Consider the following 17,089-nt stretch of genomic DNA (forward strand, 5'->3'; position numbering starts at 1 on the left):
TGCCCGGTGTTAGGACACCCTATACCCAAAACTGAGAGCGATTTGACATTTGCTGACCAGGCAACCCGCCCGACAGCGGCCGCCTTCCTACACGGTCACCGAGGCGCCGCGGTCCACCGTGATGATCCGGTCACCCAGTCCTCGGTGCTGCATCTCGCTGGTGAAGTCGGCCAGCGGCGACGCGAAGACCGCGTAGTCGTCGAAGTGCACCGGGATCGCTTTCGGCAGGGCCAGCATCGCGACCAGTTCGGCGCCCTGGCGCCCGTCCATGGTCACGGTCAGTCCGAACGGAAGCCGCGCGCCGGCCGGCAGTCGGGTGCCGCCGAGGTGCAGCATGCCCACGTCGATCGGGTCGAACCGCGCCGGGATCTCTTTGAGCTCCTCGATCAGCAGGGTGTCGCCGGAAATGTAGACCCGGCGCCGGGGCGAGCCGTCGGCGGCGGCGAACTCCAGCATGGTGCCCATCACCGGCGGGAGCAGCCGCTGACTCCACCCCGGCGCATGACGCCCGGGCAGCGACGTGAGGGTCAGCGTGGTGCCGCCCTTGGTGATCGTGTGCTGCTGCCAGGTCTGCAGGCCACGCGCCTGGACGAAGCCACGCCTGTGCAGCCGTTGGGCGGCATGCGGGGTGGTGACGACGGGAAGTCCGTGGTCGAGGCCCTGCTGCGACACCCTGTCCCAGTGATCGCCGTGCATGTGTGACAGCACGATCGCGTCGAGGGGTGGCAGTTCGCCCAGGCGCATCGCCGGCTCCTTGAGCCGCTTGGACACCAGCCCATGGCCGAGGTAGGCGCGTTGCCCCCGGTGCAGGAAATTGGGGTCGGTCAACAGCGTCACCCCGCCCGCGGAAATGAGCGTGGTGGCGTTGCCGACGAACGTAACGGTGATGTCCATGGCCGCGGGCTACCCGGTCCCGCGGCGTCCATGCCGCTAGAAGGGCGGTGGATCGTCGTCGGGCCCGTAGGTGGTGGGCCACGAGTGGCTCACCGACGGGGCGTGGCTGGCCAGGCGCGCTTGGCGGTTGCGGCAGCGCTCGGTGGCGACCCGGGTGGCGCGGTCTTGGGCGCGGGTGCGGCGGCGTCGGGGCATCATCCCGGTGCGTTCGGCGCAGTAGTCGGTTCTGGCCGCCGCCGGGGCGATTTCGCCCGTGGGCGCGCACAGGGCGGGGAACAGCAGCGCGCTGCCCGGGGTGGTGATGTACGTATGCCCGTCGGGCAGGGTCCAGATGACAGTCCCGTCGGGCAGCTGTCGGTCGCGCCAGCCCCAGAAAGTTTTGAGCAAATGGTGAAGCCGGCACAGACATTTCAAGTTCGACGGGTGCGTGGCCCCACCGTCGGCGTAGGGGATCGTGTGGTCGATGTCACAGTGGCTGGCGGGGCGGTCGCAGCCGGGCGCCCGACACGTCAGATCCCGGCAGCGCACGAACTCGGCCAACTTCTTCGACGGCACGTAGCCCTTCTCCGGCTCGTCGGCGGGGCGGGTCAGCGGCACCAGCTTGGCCGACTGCGCGAGTTGGGCCACGAGTTCGGGCGGGATGACCCCGTCGGCTCCCACCTCCGAGGCTGGTGCGCCGCCGCGTCCCTCCAGGGAGGCCGCCTCGGCGATCACATGGATCACCACCGGCCCGGCGGTGGGACGTTTGCCGGCCGCGCAATCACGCCGCCCGCAGCGACACCCGAGTCGGTCTGCTCCGGCGGCCAGCGCGCCCAGAGCGTCGGCGCGGCGCTGCTCGCGCGTGCGCGGGTCATTAGCGCACACCGAGGCCGCCAGCGCGCTCAATCGCTGTTCGAGCGCGTGAGCGTCCGGCCCGAGCAGGGCGCCGCTGAGCTCGGCCAACCCGTCGTGCACCTCACCGATCCAGATGGCGCGGTCGCTCACGCGCTGCCGGCGCCGCCGCACCGCGTCGATGTCGGCTTTGGCCACGATTCTGTCCACCTGGGCGCCCAGCCGACCCTGCGTCATCGACGGCCAACGCAGCACATTGGCCGCCAACTGGGCGTCCACCACCGCCAGCACTTCGGGATCGGCGATCAAGTCGGTGCGAAATACGATGGTCTGAAACATCCGATAGTCGATGTCCCCGGTCCGGAACACCTCGCCTACCCTGGGCAGCCGCTCGACCAGCGCGCGCGCATACCGCAGCCTGCTGAGGGCCAGCGCCTGGCCGATTCGCAACGCAGCGGCCACCTCGGCGGCCACCGCGTCCATCGTGTCGATCGCCCAGTCCTCGGTCTCCGAACACCGCGACAGCCGATAGGTGAACAACTCGTGGATCGCGGCCAGCTGCGCGGCCACCGCCCGATTCTGAACCCGGGAGGAATCGCAGATCGATTCCACCAGCTCTGTCGAGCGCGCCGTCGTCGACGGGTGCTGCCGCTCGACAAGCTCATCAAAGCGGGCAATCACCTCTGCTTGCCGCGCTGTATCGAACATGTGTTCGAGTCTACCGCGCCGGTACGACAAGAGTCGGTCAGCGCCCGGGCTCAAAGCTTCCCAACACTCACGGCTCCGCCCGGCGGCTGACGAACTCGCGTCGCACACCGGTGAGCGGATCAGTGAACTCGATGCGTTGCGCCAAAAGCCGCAGGGGCGTGCTGAAGTCGTCGGCGGCAACGTCAACGATGTTGGGATACAACGGATCACCCTCGATCGCTATCCCCAGCGAGGCCATGTGCAGGCGCAGCTGGTGGGTGCGTCCGGTGCGTGGCGTCAGCCGGTACAGACCGTCCGGTGACAGCAGCTCCACGCGCGTCTCGGCGTTGGGCGCACCCGGCTCGCAGACCGCCTGTAAGTGGCCGCGGCGCTTGATGATTCGGTTCTTCACCACGCGGGGCAACTCCAGCCCCTGGTTGACGGCGGCCCGGGCCAGGTAGGTCTTTTTCACCAGCCCGCGGGAGAACAGCGTCTGGTAGGCGCCGCGGACCTCGCGCCGCACCGTGAACAGCAGCACCCCGGCGGTCAGCCGGTCGAGGCGGTGTGCCGGGCTGAGCTCGGCCAATCCTGGTTCGCCACCCAGTTCCCGACGCAGCCGCACCAGCGCGGTCTGCACGACGTGGCGTCCGCGCGGCATGGTGGCCAAGAAGTGCGGTTTGTCGACGACCACGATGTCGGAGTCGCGATGCAGCACCGGGATGTCGAACGGGACGGGCACCTCATCCGGCGGCTCGCGATAGAGGTAGACGCTCGCGCCGGCGGGAAGGGCTGTGGCGCCATCGATTACCGCGCCGTCCGCGTCGACGACCTCGCCCGCGAGCACCTTGGCGCGGGCCCGCGCGCCGAACCGGTCGGTGAGTTCGGCCAGCACCGGCCCGCCCCGCAGCCGCACCCGCGCCGGGCCGAGTCCGTCCCGCACGGGCAGTGGCGCCGCCCTTAAAGCCATATCAGGGCGTGCTCAACTGAGCGGGACCGGCTCGAGGATCTCGGCGCGCGCCTCGGGCGCGCTGGCCCGCAACTCATCGGCGGACACGTCGTCGGGCTGAGCCTGGGACAAGATCTCGGCCTGAACCCGCGCGGTGTAGTTCGCGACCTCACCTTCGATGTCCTCGGCCGACCAGCCCAGCACCGGCGCGACCACTTCGGCGACCTCGCGGGCACAGTCGACGCCGCGGTGCGGGTATTCGATGGAGACGCGCATCCGCCGCGCCAGGATGTCTTCCAAATGCAATGCGCCCTCGGCGGTGACCGCATACAGCGCTTCCACTCGCAGGTAGCCCGGCGTTTCCTTGATCGGGTTGAGCAGGTCGGGGCGTTCGGCCGCCAGCGCCAGCACGTCACCAATCAGCGAGCCGTAGCGGTCCAGCAGATGGCGCACCCGGTAGGGATGCAGGCCCTGCAGCTCGGCGACGTGTTCGGCCTGGTTGATCAGCGCGAAGTAGCCTTCGGCGCCCAGCAGGCTCACCTTCTCGGTGATCGACGGCGCCACCCGGGCCGGAATGAATTGGGCCGCAGCATCAATCGCGTCGGCTGCCATCACCCGGTAGGTGGTGTACTTGCCGCCGGCGATGGCCACCAGTCCCGGCGCGGGCACCGCCACGGCGTGCTCCCGGGAAAGCTTGGAGGTTTCCTCGCTCTCCCCGGCCAGCAGCGGCCGCAGCCCCGCGTACACACCGTCGATGTCGGCATGGGTCAGCGGGATGGCCAGCACCGTGTTGACGGTCTCCAAGATGTAGTCGATGTCGGCCTTGGTGGCCGCGGGGTGCGCCAGGTCCAGATTCCAGTCGGTGTCGGTGGTCCCGATGATCCAGTGGCTCCCCCACGGGATGACGAACATCACCGACTTCTCGGTGCGCAGGATGATCGCGACGTCGCTGACGATGCGATCACGCGGTACCACCACGTGCACGCCCTTGGACGCCCGGACCTGAAAACGCCCGCGCTGCTTGGACAATGCCTGGATCTCGTCGGTCCACACGCCGGTCGCGTTGACCACCACGTGTCCGCGGACCTCGGTGATCGCGCCGTCCTCGGAGTCGCGCACGCGCACACCGGTCACCCGATCACCTTCGCGCAGCATGGCGACCACCTGGGTCGAGGTGCGCACCACCACGCCGTAATGTGCGGCGGTGCGCGCGACGGTCATGGTGTGCCGGGCGTCGTCGACAATCGTGTCGTAGTAACGGATTCCACCGATCAACGAGCTCCGTTTGAGTCCGGGGCTCAACCGCAACGCACCGGCGCGCGTCAAATGTTTTTGTGCCGGAACCGATTTCGCACCGCCCAGCCGGTCGTACAGAAAAATTCCGGCGGCGATATAGGGACGCTCCCACATGCGATTGGTCAACGGGAACAGGAAGGGCATCGGCTTGACCAGATGCGGCGCCAACGTGGTCAGCGACAGCTCACGCTCGTAGAGCGCCTCGCGCACCAGCCCGAACTCCAGTTGTTCGAGGTAGCGCAGGCCGCCGTGGAACATCTTCGACGAACGGCTCGAGGTGCCCGAGGCGAAGTCGCGCGCTTCGACCAGCGCCACCTTGAGCCCGCGGGTCGCGGCATCCAGCGCGCAGCCCGACCCCACCACGCCGCCGCCGATCACCACCACGTCGAACTGCTCGGTGCCCAACCGTTCCCAGGCCGCCTCGCGCTGGCGGGGTCCCAGCACCGGCGAGCTGCGCGTCGTCGGCGCGTGGATCGAATCAGTCACGACCAGGACTCCTCATTGCACTGCGCACTGGGGAAACTCCTCCTCGGTTACTGGTCAGTAGGACGCGCTGCACCAAGGCTAACCGTTAGTCCAGATCGTCGTGCGCCATCAGCCGCCGCGCGGCCTCGGTGATCGAGCCGGACAACGACGGGTAAACCGCCAGCGTCTGCGCCAACTCGTTGACCGTGATGCGGTTGGTCACCGCGACGGCGATCGGCAGGATCAGCTCGGAGGCGATCGGTGCCACCACCACTCCCCCGATCACCACGCCGGTGGCCTGCCGGCAGAAAAGCTTGACGAAACCCTGTCGCAGCCCCGACATCTTGGCGCGTGCGTTGGTGCGCAACGGCAGCATGACCGTGCGGGCCGGCACCGAGCCGTCGTCGATCATGGTTTGCGGCACACCGACGGCGGCGATCTCGGGCCTGGTGAAGACCGTCGCCGCCACCGTGCGCAACCGGATCGGGCTGACGCCTTCGCCCAGCGCGTGATACATCGCGATCCGGCCCTGCATGGCGGCCACCGAGGCCAACGGCAGCAGACCGGTGCAGTCACCGGCGGCGTAGATGCCGGCCACCGAGGTCCGCGATACCCGGTCCACGGTCAGGTAGCCGCCGCGGCCCAGCTCGATGCCGACCCGGTCCAGGCCCAGGCCTGCGGTGTTGGGGACCGAGCCGATGGTCATCAGGGCGTGGCTGCCCTCGACCGTGCGCCCGTCGGCCAGCGTGACCAGCACGCCATCCCCCGTGCGGGTGACCGATTGCGCACGCGCGTTCTTGACCAGCGCGACGCCGCGCTCGGAGAATGCCTCCTCCAGGACCAGGGCCGCGTCGGCGTCCTCGTAGGGCAGCACCCGGTCGCGGCTGGCGACCACGGTCACCGGGACGCCCAATTCGGTGTAGGCGTGCACGAATTCGGCGCCGGTGACCCCGGACCCGACAACGATCAGGTGCTCGGGCAGGGCCTCGAGGTCGTAGAGCTGGCGCCAGGTCAGGATCCGCTCACCGTCGGGCGGGGCCGACGGCAGCACCCGCGGGCGGGCGCCGGTGGCGATCAGCACGACATCGGCCTCGTACTCGCTGGTGGTGCCGTCGGTGGCGGTCGCTTTGATGCGATGGCACGCCAGGCCGGGCGCGGGGTCGATCAACTCGCCGCGGCCGGCCACCACGCGCACGCCCATGCCGAGCAGCTGGTCGGTGATGTCGGCCGACTGCTCGGTGGCGAGTTGCTTGACCCGGGCATGGATCTGCGGCAGCAAGATCTTGGCGTCGTCGATGTCGATCTCGAATCCCAGCCGCGGTGCCCGGCGCAATTCGGTGCGCAGCCAGGTCGAGGCGATGAACGTCTTGGACGGCACGCAGTCGTCCAGGACGGCCGCCCCGCCGATGCCCTCGGAGTCGATCACCGTGACGTGGGTTGTGTCGGGATGCGAGGTCGCGGCCACCAGCGCGGCCTCGTAACCGGCGGGGCCTCCACCGAGGATCACGATGCGGGTCACCACAGCCCTAACCTAACGAAGTCGGAGAAACCCCGCGCCGCGGCGCCGATGCAGCCCGCGCAGCGGCGTGCATCGGGGGAAGACCGGCCAGCACCGGACGTCTAAGCTTTCCCCGTGCCGCTCTACGCCGCTTACGGGTCGAACATGGATCCCGAGCAGATGCAGAAACGCGCGCCCCATTCGCCGATGGCCGGAACCGGCTGGCTGCACGGGTGGAGATTGACCTTCGGCGGCGAGGACATCGGCTGGGAGGGCGCGCTGGCCACCGTCGTCGAGGACCCGGATTCGAAGGTGTTCGTCGTCCTCTACGACATGACGCCGGCGGACGAGAACAACCTGGACCGCTGGGAGGGCTCGGAGTTCGGCGTCCACAAGAAGATCCGGTGCCGGGTGGAGCGCATATCGTCGGACACCGATACCGACCCGGTCCTGGCGTGGCTGTACGTCCTGGACGCCTGGGAGGGCGGCATGCCGTCGGCCCGGTATCTGGGGGTTATGGCTGACGCCGCCGAAATCGCCGGTGCGCCAAGCGAATACGTGCACGGTCTACGAACCCGCCCGGCCCGCAACATCGGCCCGGGCACCGGCGCCTGAGCGATGCTCTTGCACCACGGAAGGAAAATCGGCTGTCAATCCTGTCCGTACCGCTAATCGCCGACGCGGTGGCGCGCACGTTCGCCGCCGCGATCAACCCCGCCCCCAAAGCCGCCGTGCGCTTCCCGGAGTTCGCCAGCCGAACCTCCGAGGTCACCATCGGAACCCGGCACGGCCCGGTATCGGCAACCGTCTACCACCCGCCGGCCCAGACGAACCCGCCGGTCTACGTCAACGTGCACGGCGGCGGCTTCGTGATCGGACACCCCGAACAAGACGATCCGTGGTGCCGCTACCTGGCCGCCAACGCGGGCGTGCTGGTGATCAACCCCGACTACGTCCTGGCACCGCGGCACCGCTTTCCCGCCGCGGTGCACCAGATTTACGACGTGGTGTGCTGGGCGGCCGGCCCCGAGCGGGACTGGGACGGCACACGACTGTGCGTCGGTGGCCAAAGCGCGGGCGGCAACCTGTCCGCCGCGGCGGCCCGGCTCGCGTTGGAGAACGGTGGCCCCGAGATCGCGCTGCAGGTGCTGCACTACGCGCCCCTGGACTTGGTCACCCCCGGCCGCGACAAGCCCTCCACCATCGGCCACCGGGCGATCATGAAGCCGTGGATGAGCGAGGTTTTCGACACCGCCTACATACCGGAGCCCGCGCAGCGGCGCGACCGCCTGGCCTCGCCTGCCTGGGGCGACAACGCCGACAACATCGCCGGCATCGCGCCCGCGCTGGTCGTGGCGGCCGAGCGTGATCGGCTGCGCGACGAATCCCGCAGGTACGCAGAGAAACTCGCCGCCGCTTCAGCGTTGGCGGAGTACCACGAGGTTGCCGGGGTCGACCACGGCTACAACATCATGAGCGAGGCCGTCGACGTCACGCGGCGAACATACGCCCACATCGCCGACCACGTCGTCCGCGCCACGGGCGCCTAGAACGGACCGAACGCGGACGACTGCTCGACGATGTTGGTCATCACGCGCACCCCGATCGGCAGGGCCCGCTCGTCGAGATTGAACGTCGGCTGGTGCAGGTCGAGCTGCGGTCCCACACCCGGCCACACCCCCAACCGCGCCATCGCACCGGGGATCTCCTCGAGGTACCAGGAGAAATCCTCGCCACCGCCGGACTGACGGGTGTCGGCCAGCGCGTCGGGGCCGATGACTTCGATCGCGTGGGTGAGGATGCGCGTCGAGATGTCCTCATTGACCACCGGCGGCACGCCGCGCCGGTATTGCAGCGTGTGTTCGATGGCCAGCGGCGCCAGCAGCCCGGACACCGTCTCGCGGATGATCTCCTCCAGGCCCACCCAGGTCTGCCGGCTCGCGGTGCGCACGGTGCCTGCGAGCACACCGCTCTGCGGAATCGCGTTGGCGGCCACACCGGCGTTGACCGCGCCCCACACCAGTACGGTGCCGTTGCGCGGGTCGATGCGCCGCGACAACACCCCGGGCAGCCCGGTGATCAGCGTGCCGAGCCCGTACACCAGGTCGGCGGTCAGATGCGGCCGCGACGTGTGCCCGCCGGGCGAATACAGCGTGATCTCTATCTGGTCGGCCGCCGAGGTGATGGGACCGTGCCGGACCGCGATCTTGCCGACTTCCAGCCGGGGGTCGCAGTGCAGGGCGAAGATCCGCGACACCCCGGTGATCGCGCCGGCCGCGATGGCGTCGATCGCCCCACCGGGCATCAATTCCTCTGCGGCCTGGAAGATCAGGCGCACCCCGACCGGCAGTTCTGGCACCGACGCCAGCACCAGGGCGGTGCCCAGCAGGATCGCGGTGTGCGCGTCATGACCGCAGGCGTGCGCCACGTTGGGCATGGTGGAGGCGTAGGGGGCGCCGGTGCGCTCGGCCATCGGCAGGGCGTCCATGTCGGCCCGCAACGCGATCCGGGGTTCGTGCTCGGGGCCGATGTCGCAGACCAGTCCCGTTCCGCCCGGCAGCACCTTCGGGTTCAGCCCGGCTCCGGCCAGCCGCTCGGCGACGAACTGGGTGGTGGCGTACTCCTGGCGGCCCAACTCGGGGTAGCGGTGCAGGTGCCGACGCCATTCGACCAGGTCTTCGTGGTGGGTGGCCAGCCAGGAGTCGGCGGCGGCGGCCAGGCTCATGACTGCGCCCCACCGCGTCTGCGCTCCCGCGCGTCCATCACCCTGTCGCGCTGGTCGGGCGTCTGGGCCAGCTGAACCACCGTGCGGGCCAGCATGATCGCGCCCTCGACGACCGCGCGGTCGGCGCTGGGACCGGCGGCGGCGTCGGCGAAGGCGCGCTGGTGAACCATCGCGCCGCCGGCGTCGACCCCGACCACCGGATGGATCCCCGGCAGCACCTGCGTCACGTTGCCCATGTCGGTGCTGCCCATGGGCAACGTGGCCTCATACTCGCGGGCCACCGGCTCGCGGCCGAGCCGGCACATTTCCTCGCGGAAGATGTCGGCCAACCATTGGTCGGGCCGCAGTTCGTCGTACGCGGGCGCGGGATTGCCGATTTCGTATTCGCAGCCGGTGGCCAGCGCACCGGCGGCGAAGCAGGCGTACATCCTGCCCTCCAGCTGGCGCAGCGAATCCGACTCGACCGCGCGCATCGCGTACTGCAGCGCCGCGCGCCCGGGGATGACGTTGACCGCCTGTCCGCCGTTGGTGACGATCCCGTGCACCAGCTGCCCCGGCGCCAGTTGCTGCCGCAGCAGCCCGACGGCCACCTGCGCGACGGTCACCGCGTCGACGGCGTTGATGCCCAGGTACGGCGCGACGGCGGCATGGGATTCCTTGCCGCGGTAGTCCACGGTCGCCTCGGACAGGGCCAACGAGCGGGCCGCGGCGATGTCGGCCGGCCCGGGATGCAGCATCACCGCCGCGGCGATGTCGTCGAACACCCCGGCCTTCAGCAGCAGCGCCTTGCCGCCGCCGGCCTCCTCGGCCGGCGTCCCCAGCAGCGACACCCGCAGGCCCAGATCGTCGGCCACCTCGGCCAGGGCCAGCGCGGTGCCCACCGCCGACGCCGCGATGATGTTGTGGCCGCAGGCGTGGCCGATCTCGGGCAGCGCGTCGTACTCGGCGCACACCCCGATGGTCAGCGGCCCGCTGCCGAAGTCGGCGCGAAAGGCGGTGTCCAGCCCGCCGGCGGCCGCGGTGATCTCGAAGCCGCGCTCGGCGACCAGCGCCTGCGCCTTGGCGCAGCTGCGATACTCGGCGAAGGCCAGCTCAGGCTCGGCATGGATGGCGTGGGACAACTCGATAAGGTCGGCACCACGCTGCCGCACGACATCCTCAACGCGACCTAACGGGTTGTCTAATGGGCGGGTGGACACTCTCGCAGTATGTCACCGCGGCCCGACCCGTTCGGCTACACCAGTCCGGCGATGAACCCCGCCGCCTGGCCGGGGTAGGGCGGCACCTCGTAGACGTGGTGCGCATCCCGGTCGCGACCACCGACGACGCAAACGGGATCGCCGTCGCTGCACAGGTCGATGGCGCGACCGGCGAACGCACCCGTCGACGAAAGGGGCGTGTTGAAGCGGTTGCCGGGGTTGCCGAAGACCGCGACCGCCCTGATCTTGCCGGCCAGTCCGGGATCCAGCGCGGGAGCCGATCCGAAGTTGCCGATGCGCTGGCCGACCGGCGGCACCCCCGCGAGCATCGAGACCGCGGCGGCGCCCTGCGAGAAGCCGCCGAGCACCAGGCGCGTCGACGGGCACTGGTCGACCATCTCGGCGATGTGATCGCGCGCGTCGTTGGCGCCGTCGGCGGTGGTCAGGAAGTTGTAGCTGGCGGGATAGTTCACCGCATACGAGTCGATGTTGCGTGACCCCAGCGCGGGCTGCAGCGCGGCGAACAATGCGTCGCCCACGGCCCCCAGGCCGGGCGGCTCGGCGGTACCGCGGGCGAAGATCAGTTGCACGTCTGGACAGTCCGCCTTTGCCGACGGCGCGGGGCCGAATGTGATCGAAACCACCGACAGCACAACAGCGACGGTTACTCCCATGACCGGGCCAACCACCGGCCACCTACGAAGATTCATACGGCAGATCCTGACATATACCGGGGACACCACCCCACCGCTATCCTCGATGGCCCGGCTCCTCACTCGCGCCGCTATCGGCGCTCGCCGTCGCCGGGCTAGGCTCCCGCACTGTGACCCAAAACCCGTCCGACCCAGGCGACCTCGCGCGCCGGGCGGCCGAGGTCATCGCCGAACGCACCGGAATCACCGAGCATGACGTCGCCATCGTGCTCGGATCGGGCTGGCCGCCGGCCGTCGCGGCGCTGGGTACGCCCACCGCCGCGCTGCTCCAGGCCGAGCTGCCCGGGTTCTCCCCGCCCACGGCGGTCGGACACACCGGCGAGCTGTTGTCGATGCGCATCGGTGCCCACCGGGTGCTGGTGCTGGTCGGCCGCATCCACGCCTACGAGGGCCACGACCTGTGCCACGTCGTGCATTCGGTACGCGCGGCCTGCGCGGCCGGCGTGCGTGCCGTCGTGCTCACCAACGCGGCGGGCGGACTGCGCCAGGACATGGCCGTCGGCGAACCCGTGCTGATCAGCGACCATCTGAACCTGACCGCTCGTTCCCCGCTGGTCGGCCCGCAGTTCGTGGACCTCACCGACGCCTACTCCCCGCGGTTGCGGGAACTCGCCCGCCAGGCCGACCCCACGCTGACCGAAGGCGTCTACGCCGGGCTGCCCGGCCCGCACTACGAGACGCCCGCCGAAATCCGGATGCTGCGAACGCTGGGCGCCGACCTGGTCGGCATGTCGACGGTGCACGAGACCATCGCGGCCCGCGCGGCCGGCGCCGAGGTGCTGGGGGTGTCGTTGGTGACCAACCTGGCCGCCGGCATCAGCGGCGAACCGCTCAGCCACACCGAGGTGCTGGCCGCCGGCGTCGCGGCGGCCACCCGAATGGGGGCGCTGCTGGCCTTGATCCTCGAGCAGCTCCCCCGGTTCTAGAGCGATGACGCCCGAGGAGTGGATCGCCCACGATCCCGACCCGGCGACGGCCGCCGAGCTCTCCGCGTGCGGCCCGGACGAACTCGCCGCGCGGTTCGCCCGCCCCCTGAAATTCGGCACGGCCGGCCTGCGCGGCCCGGTGCGCGCCGGACCCGACGCCATGAACGTCGCGGTGGTGTCACGGGCCACCTGGGCGGTGGCGCAGGTGCTGATCGAGCGTGGCCTGCAAGGTTCGTCGGTGATCGTGGGCCGCGACGCCCGGCACGGGTCAGCGGTATTCGCCACCGTAACCGCCGAAGTGCTTGCCGCCCAAGGGTTTCCGGCGCTCCTTCTACGCGGTCCGGTGCCCACTCCGCTGGTGGCGTTCGCGGTACGCCGCACCGGCGCATCGGCCGGGATCCAGATCACCGCATCGCATAACCCGCCCGCCGACAACGGCTACAAGGTGTACCTCGAGGACGGTATCCAGATCGTCTCCCCCACCGACCGCGAGATCGAAGCCGCGATGGACGCCGCCCCGCCGGCCGATCAGATCGGCAGAATCCCCGTCGAACCCGCGCGGCCCGATCTGGTCGAGCGCTACATCGAGCGGGCGGCCGGATTGCGGCGCGGCACCGGTTCGGTGCGGGTGGCGCTGACCGCGCTGCACGGGGTGGGCGGCAAGGTGGCCGTCGAGACATTGCATCGCGCGGGATTCACCCAAGTGCACACCGTCGCAACCCAATTCGCGCCCGATCCGGACTTTCCCACGGTCACGTTCCCCAACCCCGAGGAGCCCGGCGCCACCGACGCGCTGCTCGCCCTGGCCGCCGACGTCGGCGCCGACGTGGCCATCGCGCTGGACCCCGACGCCGACCGATGCGCCGTGGGCATCAAAGACGGGTCGCGATGGCGGATGCTGTCGGGTGACGAAACCGGTTGGCTGCTGGGCGATTACATACTGTCTACCGATCAGACCGAGACACCGGTGGTGGCCAGCACGGTGGTGTCGTCGCGGATGTTGTCGGCCATCGCCGCGCGTTATGGCGCCGTCCACGTCGAAACCCTCACCGGTTTCAAGTGGCTGGCCCGTGCCGACGCGAAAGTGCCGGGCGGCACCCTGGTCTACGCCTACGAGGAAGCGATCGGGCACTGTGTCGACCCCGCGGCGGTGCGCGACAAGGACGGCATCAGCGCCGCGGTGCTGGTGTGTGACCTGGTGGCCCAGGCCAAACGGCAGGGCCGTTCGATCCCGAGCCTGCTCGACGGGTTGGCCGTCCGGTACGGGGTGCACGACGGCGCCGCGGTGTCGCGCCGCGTCGCCTATCCCGGCGAGGCGGTCGAACTGATGCAGCGCTGGCGGGCCGCCCCACCGAAAGCACTGGCCGGGTACACCGCGAACCTCACCGATATCACCGATGCGCTGATCTTCACCGGCGGCGACGACGACACGTCGATCAGGCTGGTGGTGCGGCCTTCCGGGACCGAGCCGAAGCTCAAGTGCTACTTGGAGGTTCGCTGCGCGGTTAACGGCGACCTGGAGTCTTCGCGGCGGCGCGCCGGCGACCTGCGCGAGGAGCTGGTCGCTGCTGTGCAGAGCTGGTGAACAGGTTGGGTCCGAATTGGCGGTCACCGGCATCGCCGAGGCCCGGCACGATATAGGCCGACTTGTTCAGGCCCTTGTCGACCGCGGCGGTGAACACTCGCGCGTTCGGCGCCGCTTTCTCCACCGCCGCAAGGCCTTCCGGAGCGGCCACCACACAGAGCACGGTGATATCGGTTGCGCCGCGGCGCTGTAACAGCCCGATGGTGTGGACCATCGACCCACCGGTGGCCAGCATGGGATCGAGGATGATCACCGGCCGGCCCGCGAGCTTGTCGGGCAGCGCCTCCAGATACGGGACCGGCAGGTGAGTTTCCTCGTCGCGGGCGACACCGACGAATCCCACCTCCGCCTCCGATATCGCGGCGTGCGCCTCGTCGACCATGCCGAGCCCGGCCCGCAGCACCGGGACCAGCAGCGGCGGATTGACCAGGCGCGTCCCGACCGCCGAGGCGACCGGGGTGCGGATCCGCACCGACTTTCGCGGCGCGTCGCGGCTGGCTTCGTAGACCAACACCAGCGTGAGCTCGCGCAGCGCGGCGCGAAAACCGGCGGTGTCGGTGCGTTCGTCACGCAGCACCGTCAGCCGGGCAGCGGCCAACGGGTGGTCGATGACGCACACTTCCATGGCATCGAGGGTATATAACGATCAGGCAAAGCCCTTCTGACACGCTTGCCTTCGTCCCGGAAAACGCCTACTGCCGTTCATATACTCCGGTCGTGTTGCGCGAGATTCGAAGTCCCAGAAGGCTGCTCGGGAGGGCATACCGGAGTCTGCGGCTACTGGGCGCATGGGCGTTGGTGGCACTGGCGGCCAGCCCGCTGACCCCGCGCATAGGCCTTGCCGCAGCGGCCATTCCACAACCCGCGCACATCGTGATCGTGGTCGAGGAGAACCGCTCCGAGAACGGCATCATCGGCAACAGATCGGCCCCCTTCATCACCTCGCTGGCCGCGGGCGGCGCCAACATGACCCAGTCGTTCGCCGAAACCCACCCCAGCGAACCGAATTACCTGGCGATGTTCGCCGGCAACACATTCGGGGTGACCAAGGACCTGTGCCCGGTCAGCGGCGGCGCCGCACCGAACCTGGGCTCCGAATTGCTCGCCGCGGGCTACACATTCATCGGCTTCGCCGAAGGCCTGCCCGGGGTCGGCTCACCGGTCTGCAGCGCGGGCAAGTACGCGCGCAAGCATGTGCCCTGGGCCAACTTCACCAATGTGCCGGCGGCGAACTCGCTGCCGTTCTCCGCGTTCCCGATGGGCAACTACGCCAGCCTGCCGACCGTGTCGTTCGTCATCCCCAACAACGACGACAACATGCACGACGGCTCGATCGCGCAGGCCGACTCCTGGCTGAACCAGCAGTTGTCCGGGTACGCGAATTGGGCGGTGGTCAACAACAGCCTGCTGATCGTGACGTTCGACGAGGACGACGGTTCTGGTCCCGGAGGCCGCAACCAGATCCCCACGGTGCTCTACGGCGCCCACATCCGCCCCGGCAGCTACAGCGAACAGATCAACCACTACAACCTGCTTTCCACGGTGGAGCAGATGTACGGATTGCCCAAGACGGGCTACGCCGCCAGCGCCGCGCCCATCACCGATATCTGGGGCTAGGCCCCGATGGTCGCGACCCGCCTCACCCCGCTGGGCCGCGCTCGCAATCGCCACTGCCTGATGAGCGCCTCGGGTGGTCGTCGCTATTGTGTGCCGCATGGTTGCTGACCTCGTGCCCATCCGCCTGAGCCTGTCCGATGGTGACCGCTACACCGTGTGGGCGCCCCGCTGGCGTGACTCCGGCGACGAGTGGGAGGCGTTCCTGGGCAAGGACGAGGACTTGTTCGCGTTCTCCTCCGTCGCCGACCTGGTCGCGTTCGTACGCTCGGACGACGACCACGATCTGGTCGACCACCCGGGGTGGAAGGAGCTGCGGTCGGCGCACGCACACACCTTCGAGCCCACCGAAGACAGGCAGTTCGACCTGATCGCCGTCGAGGAGCTGGTGGCCGACAAACCCACCGAGGAGTCGGTGTCGGCGCTGGCCGGCACGCTGGCCATCGTGTCGTCCATCGGATCGGTGTGCGAGCTGCCGGCGGTGTCGAAGTTCTTCAACGGCAACCCCAGCCTGGGCACCGTGTCCGGCGGCATCGAGCACTTCACCGGCAAGGCCGGCACCAAACGCTGGAATGCGATCGCCGAGGTCATCGGCCGCAGCTGGGACGACGTGCTCGCCGCGATCGACGACATCGTCACCATCCCCGAGGTCGACTCCAAGCTGTCGGACAAGGCCGCCGACCAGCTGGCCGAGCAGCGCGACGAAGACGAGGCGGACGAGGACACCGGCGACGAGGACGCCCCCGACGAGACCCTCGAGGAATCCGCGGCCGACGACCCCGAGGCCGAAGCCGACGATGAAGACGAAGACGAGGACGAGGACACCGAAGACGCCCAAGACCCGGCGACCGGCGACACCGTGGTGCTGGGCGGCGACAAGGACTTCTGGCTGCAGGTGGGCATCGACCCGATCCGGATCATGACGAGTTCGGGCACCTTCTACACGCTGCGCTGCTACCTCGACGACCAGCCGATCTTCTTGGGCCGCAACGGACGCATCAGCGTCTTCACCTCGGAGCGCGCGCTGGCGCGCTACCTGGCCGACGAGCACGACCACGACCTGGCCGACCTGGCCACCTACGACGACATCCGCACCGCCGCGACCGACGGCTCGCTGGCGGTCGAGATCACCGACGACAACATCTACGTGCTCAGCGGGCTGGCCGACGACCTGGCCGACGGCCCCGAGGCGGTAGATCGCGAGCAGCTGGAGCTGGCCGTCGAGGTGCTCCGCGACATCGGCGACTACTCCGAGGATCGCGCGGTCGACAAGGCGCTCGAGACCAGTCGGCCGCTGGGCAAGTTGGTGGCCGCCGTGCTCGAGCCCGACTCGGTCGCCAAGCCGTCGCCGCCCTACGCCGCGGCGGTTCGCGAGTGGGAGAAACTGGAGCAATTCGTCGACGGACGGCTGCGCCGCGAGTAGTGCCGTCGTTTGACGGGTCACCGAGTCTGCTCTTTACTGGCGGCAGCAGGGGCTAGACGGGAAGGTTGGGTGACGTGTCGCTTCCCGGTATCGGCCCGTTACCGCTCTACGGGTTCCAGCGTCCCGGCTTGTTGTTGTTCGGGTTGGTGCCGCTGGCCCTGCTGGCCGTCTACGTCCTCGTCGCGGCCCGGCGCCGCCAACGCCTGCACCGCTACACCGACACCCCCGTGCCGCAGTCGCCGTGGCGGCACCTCCCGATCGCGGTGTCGCTGCTCTCCCTGGTGCTG

General features: G+C 69.5%; 15 protein-coding genes and 1 pseudogene. 7 read left to right on the top strand and 9 right to left on the bottom strand.

Features of this window, described 5'->3' with window-relative positions:
- Positions 1-87: 87 nt before the first annotated feature.
- From A5782_RS10100 to A5782_RS10120, 5 genes are all read right to left on the bottom strand, one after another.
- On the bottom strand, positions 88-894 hold the full coding sequence (locus A5782_RS10100) for an MBL fold metallo-hydrolase (RefSeq protein ID WP_067098869.1): 807 nt from the start codon (positions 892-894) through the stop codon (positions 88-90).
- Positions 895-930: 36 nt separating this feature from the next.
- Positions 931-2,433 (bottom strand): HNH endonuclease signature motif containing protein, encoded by a 1,503-nt coding sequence (locus tag A5782_RS10105; RefSeq protein ID WP_067098874.1) that lies wholly within the window; start codon positions 2,431-2,433, stop codon positions 931-933.
- Between the two features lie 67 nt (positions 2,434-2,500).
- Positions 2,501-3,379, bottom strand: coding sequence for a pseudouridine synthase (locus tag A5782_RS10110; protein WP_067098879.1), 879 nt, complete (start codon positions 3,377-3,379; stop codon positions 2,501-2,503).
- A gap of 12 nt (positions 3,380-3,391) precedes the next feature.
- The gene (locus A5782_RS10115; protein ID WP_067098882.1) at positions 3,392-5,140 is read right to left on the bottom strand and encodes a glycerol-3-phosphate dehydrogenase/oxidase; all 1,749 of its coding nucleotides are present in this window, start codon (positions 5,138-5,140) and stop codon (positions 3,392-3,394) included.
- Between the two features lie 85 nt (positions 5,141-5,225).
- Positions 5,226-6,641: an NAD(P)H-quinone dehydrogenase gene (locus A5782_RS10120; protein ID WP_067098886.1), complete on the bottom strand. Its 1,416-nt coding sequence runs from the start codon at positions 6,639-6,641 to the stop codon at positions 5,226-5,228.
- A 111-nt stretch (positions 6,642-6,752) separates the two neighbouring features.
- Between A5782_RS10120 and A5782_RS10125 the strand changes: the two genes are divergently transcribed.
- Together A5782_RS10125 and A5782_RS10130 are read left to right on the top strand one after the other, a co-directional pair.
- Positions 6,753-7,232 (top strand): gamma-glutamylcyclotransferase, encoded by a 480-nt coding sequence (locus tag A5782_RS10125; RefSeq protein ID WP_067098889.1) that lies wholly within the window; start codon positions 6,753-6,755, stop codon positions 7,230-7,232.
- 116 nt (positions 7,233-7,348) lie between these two features.
- Positions 7,349-8,167: an alpha/beta hydrolase gene (locus A5782_RS10130; protein WP_067098927.1), complete on the top strand. Its 819-nt coding sequence runs from the start codon at positions 7,349-7,351 to the stop codon at positions 8,165-8,167.
- Here A5782_RS10130 and A5782_RS10135 read toward each other — a convergent pair.
- From A5782_RS10135 to A5782_RS10145, 3 genes are read right to left on the bottom strand one after another with little or no spacing between them, the layout of a single operon-like run.
- On the bottom strand, positions 8,164-9,342 hold the full coding sequence (locus A5782_RS10135) for a M20 family metallopeptidase (RefSeq protein ID WP_067098893.1): 1,179 nt from the start codon (positions 9,340-9,342) through the stop codon (positions 8,164-8,166). The genes A5782_RS10130 and A5782_RS10135 overlap by 4 nt on opposite strands.
- A complete protein-coding gene (locus tag A5782_RS10140) occupies positions 9,339-10,541 on the bottom strand; it encodes a M20 family metallopeptidase (protein ID WP_067098896.1) in 1,203 nt (400 codons plus the stop codon). The genes A5782_RS10135 and A5782_RS10140 overlap by 4 nt, the downstream gene beginning before the upstream one ends.
- A 35-nt stretch (positions 10,542-10,576) precedes the next feature.
- Positions 10,577-11,191: a cutinase family protein gene (locus tag A5782_RS10145; RefSeq protein ID WP_197694184.1), complete on the bottom strand. Its 615-nt coding sequence runs from the start codon at positions 11,189-11,191 to the stop codon at positions 10,577-10,579.
- Positions 11,192-11,364: 173 nt separating this feature from the next.
- Here A5782_RS10145 and A5782_RS10150 point away from each other — a divergent pair, with 173 nt between their 5' ends.
- Positions 11,365-12,180 (top strand): purine-nucleoside phosphorylase, encoded by an 816-nt coding sequence (locus A5782_RS10150; protein ID WP_067098902.1) that lies wholly within the window; start codon positions 11,365-11,367, stop codon positions 12,178-12,180.
- A gap of 4 nt (positions 12,181-12,184) precedes the next feature.
- Positions 12,185-13,765, top strand: coding sequence for a phospho-sugar mutase (locus tag A5782_RS10155; protein ID WP_067098905.1), 1,581 nt, complete (start codon positions 12,185-12,187; stop codon positions 13,763-13,765).
- On the opposite strand, the gene upp is transcribed toward A5782_RS10155, so the two are convergent.
- A complete protein-coding gene (gene upp, locus A5782_RS10160; RefSeq protein ID WP_067098908.1) occupies positions 13,686-14,390 on the bottom strand; it encodes a uracil phosphoribosyltransferase in 705 nt (234 codons plus the stop codon). The genes A5782_RS10155 and upp overlap by 80 nt on opposite strands.
- Before the next feature lie 92 nt (positions 14,391-14,482).
- Between upp and A5782_RS10165 the strand changes: the two genes are divergently transcribed.
- The 3 genes and pseudogenes from A5782_RS10165 to A5782_RS10175 form a co-directional block, all read left to right on the top strand.
- The gene (locus A5782_RS10165) at positions 14,483-15,382 is read left to right on the top strand and encodes an alkaline phosphatase family protein (RefSeq protein WP_197694181.1); all 900 of its coding nucleotides are present in this window, start codon (positions 14,483-14,485) and stop codon (positions 15,380-15,382) included.
- Between the two features lie 97 nt (positions 15,383-15,479).
- Positions 15,480-16,802 (top strand): primosomal protein, encoded by a 1,323-nt coding sequence (locus A5782_RS10170; protein ID WP_067098910.1) that lies wholly within the window; start codon positions 15,480-15,482, stop codon positions 16,800-16,802.
- A gap of 74 nt (positions 16,803-16,876) precedes the next feature.
- A pseudogene (locus tag A5782_RS10175) lies at positions 16,877-17,089 on the top strand (hypothetical protein); the annotation flags it as partial.

The sequence above is a fragment of the Mycobacterium sp. 852002-40037_SCH5390672 genome, assembly GCF_001665875.1.
Lineage (GTDB): Bacteria > Actinomycetota > Actinomycetes > Mycobacteriales > Mycobacteriaceae > Mycobacterium.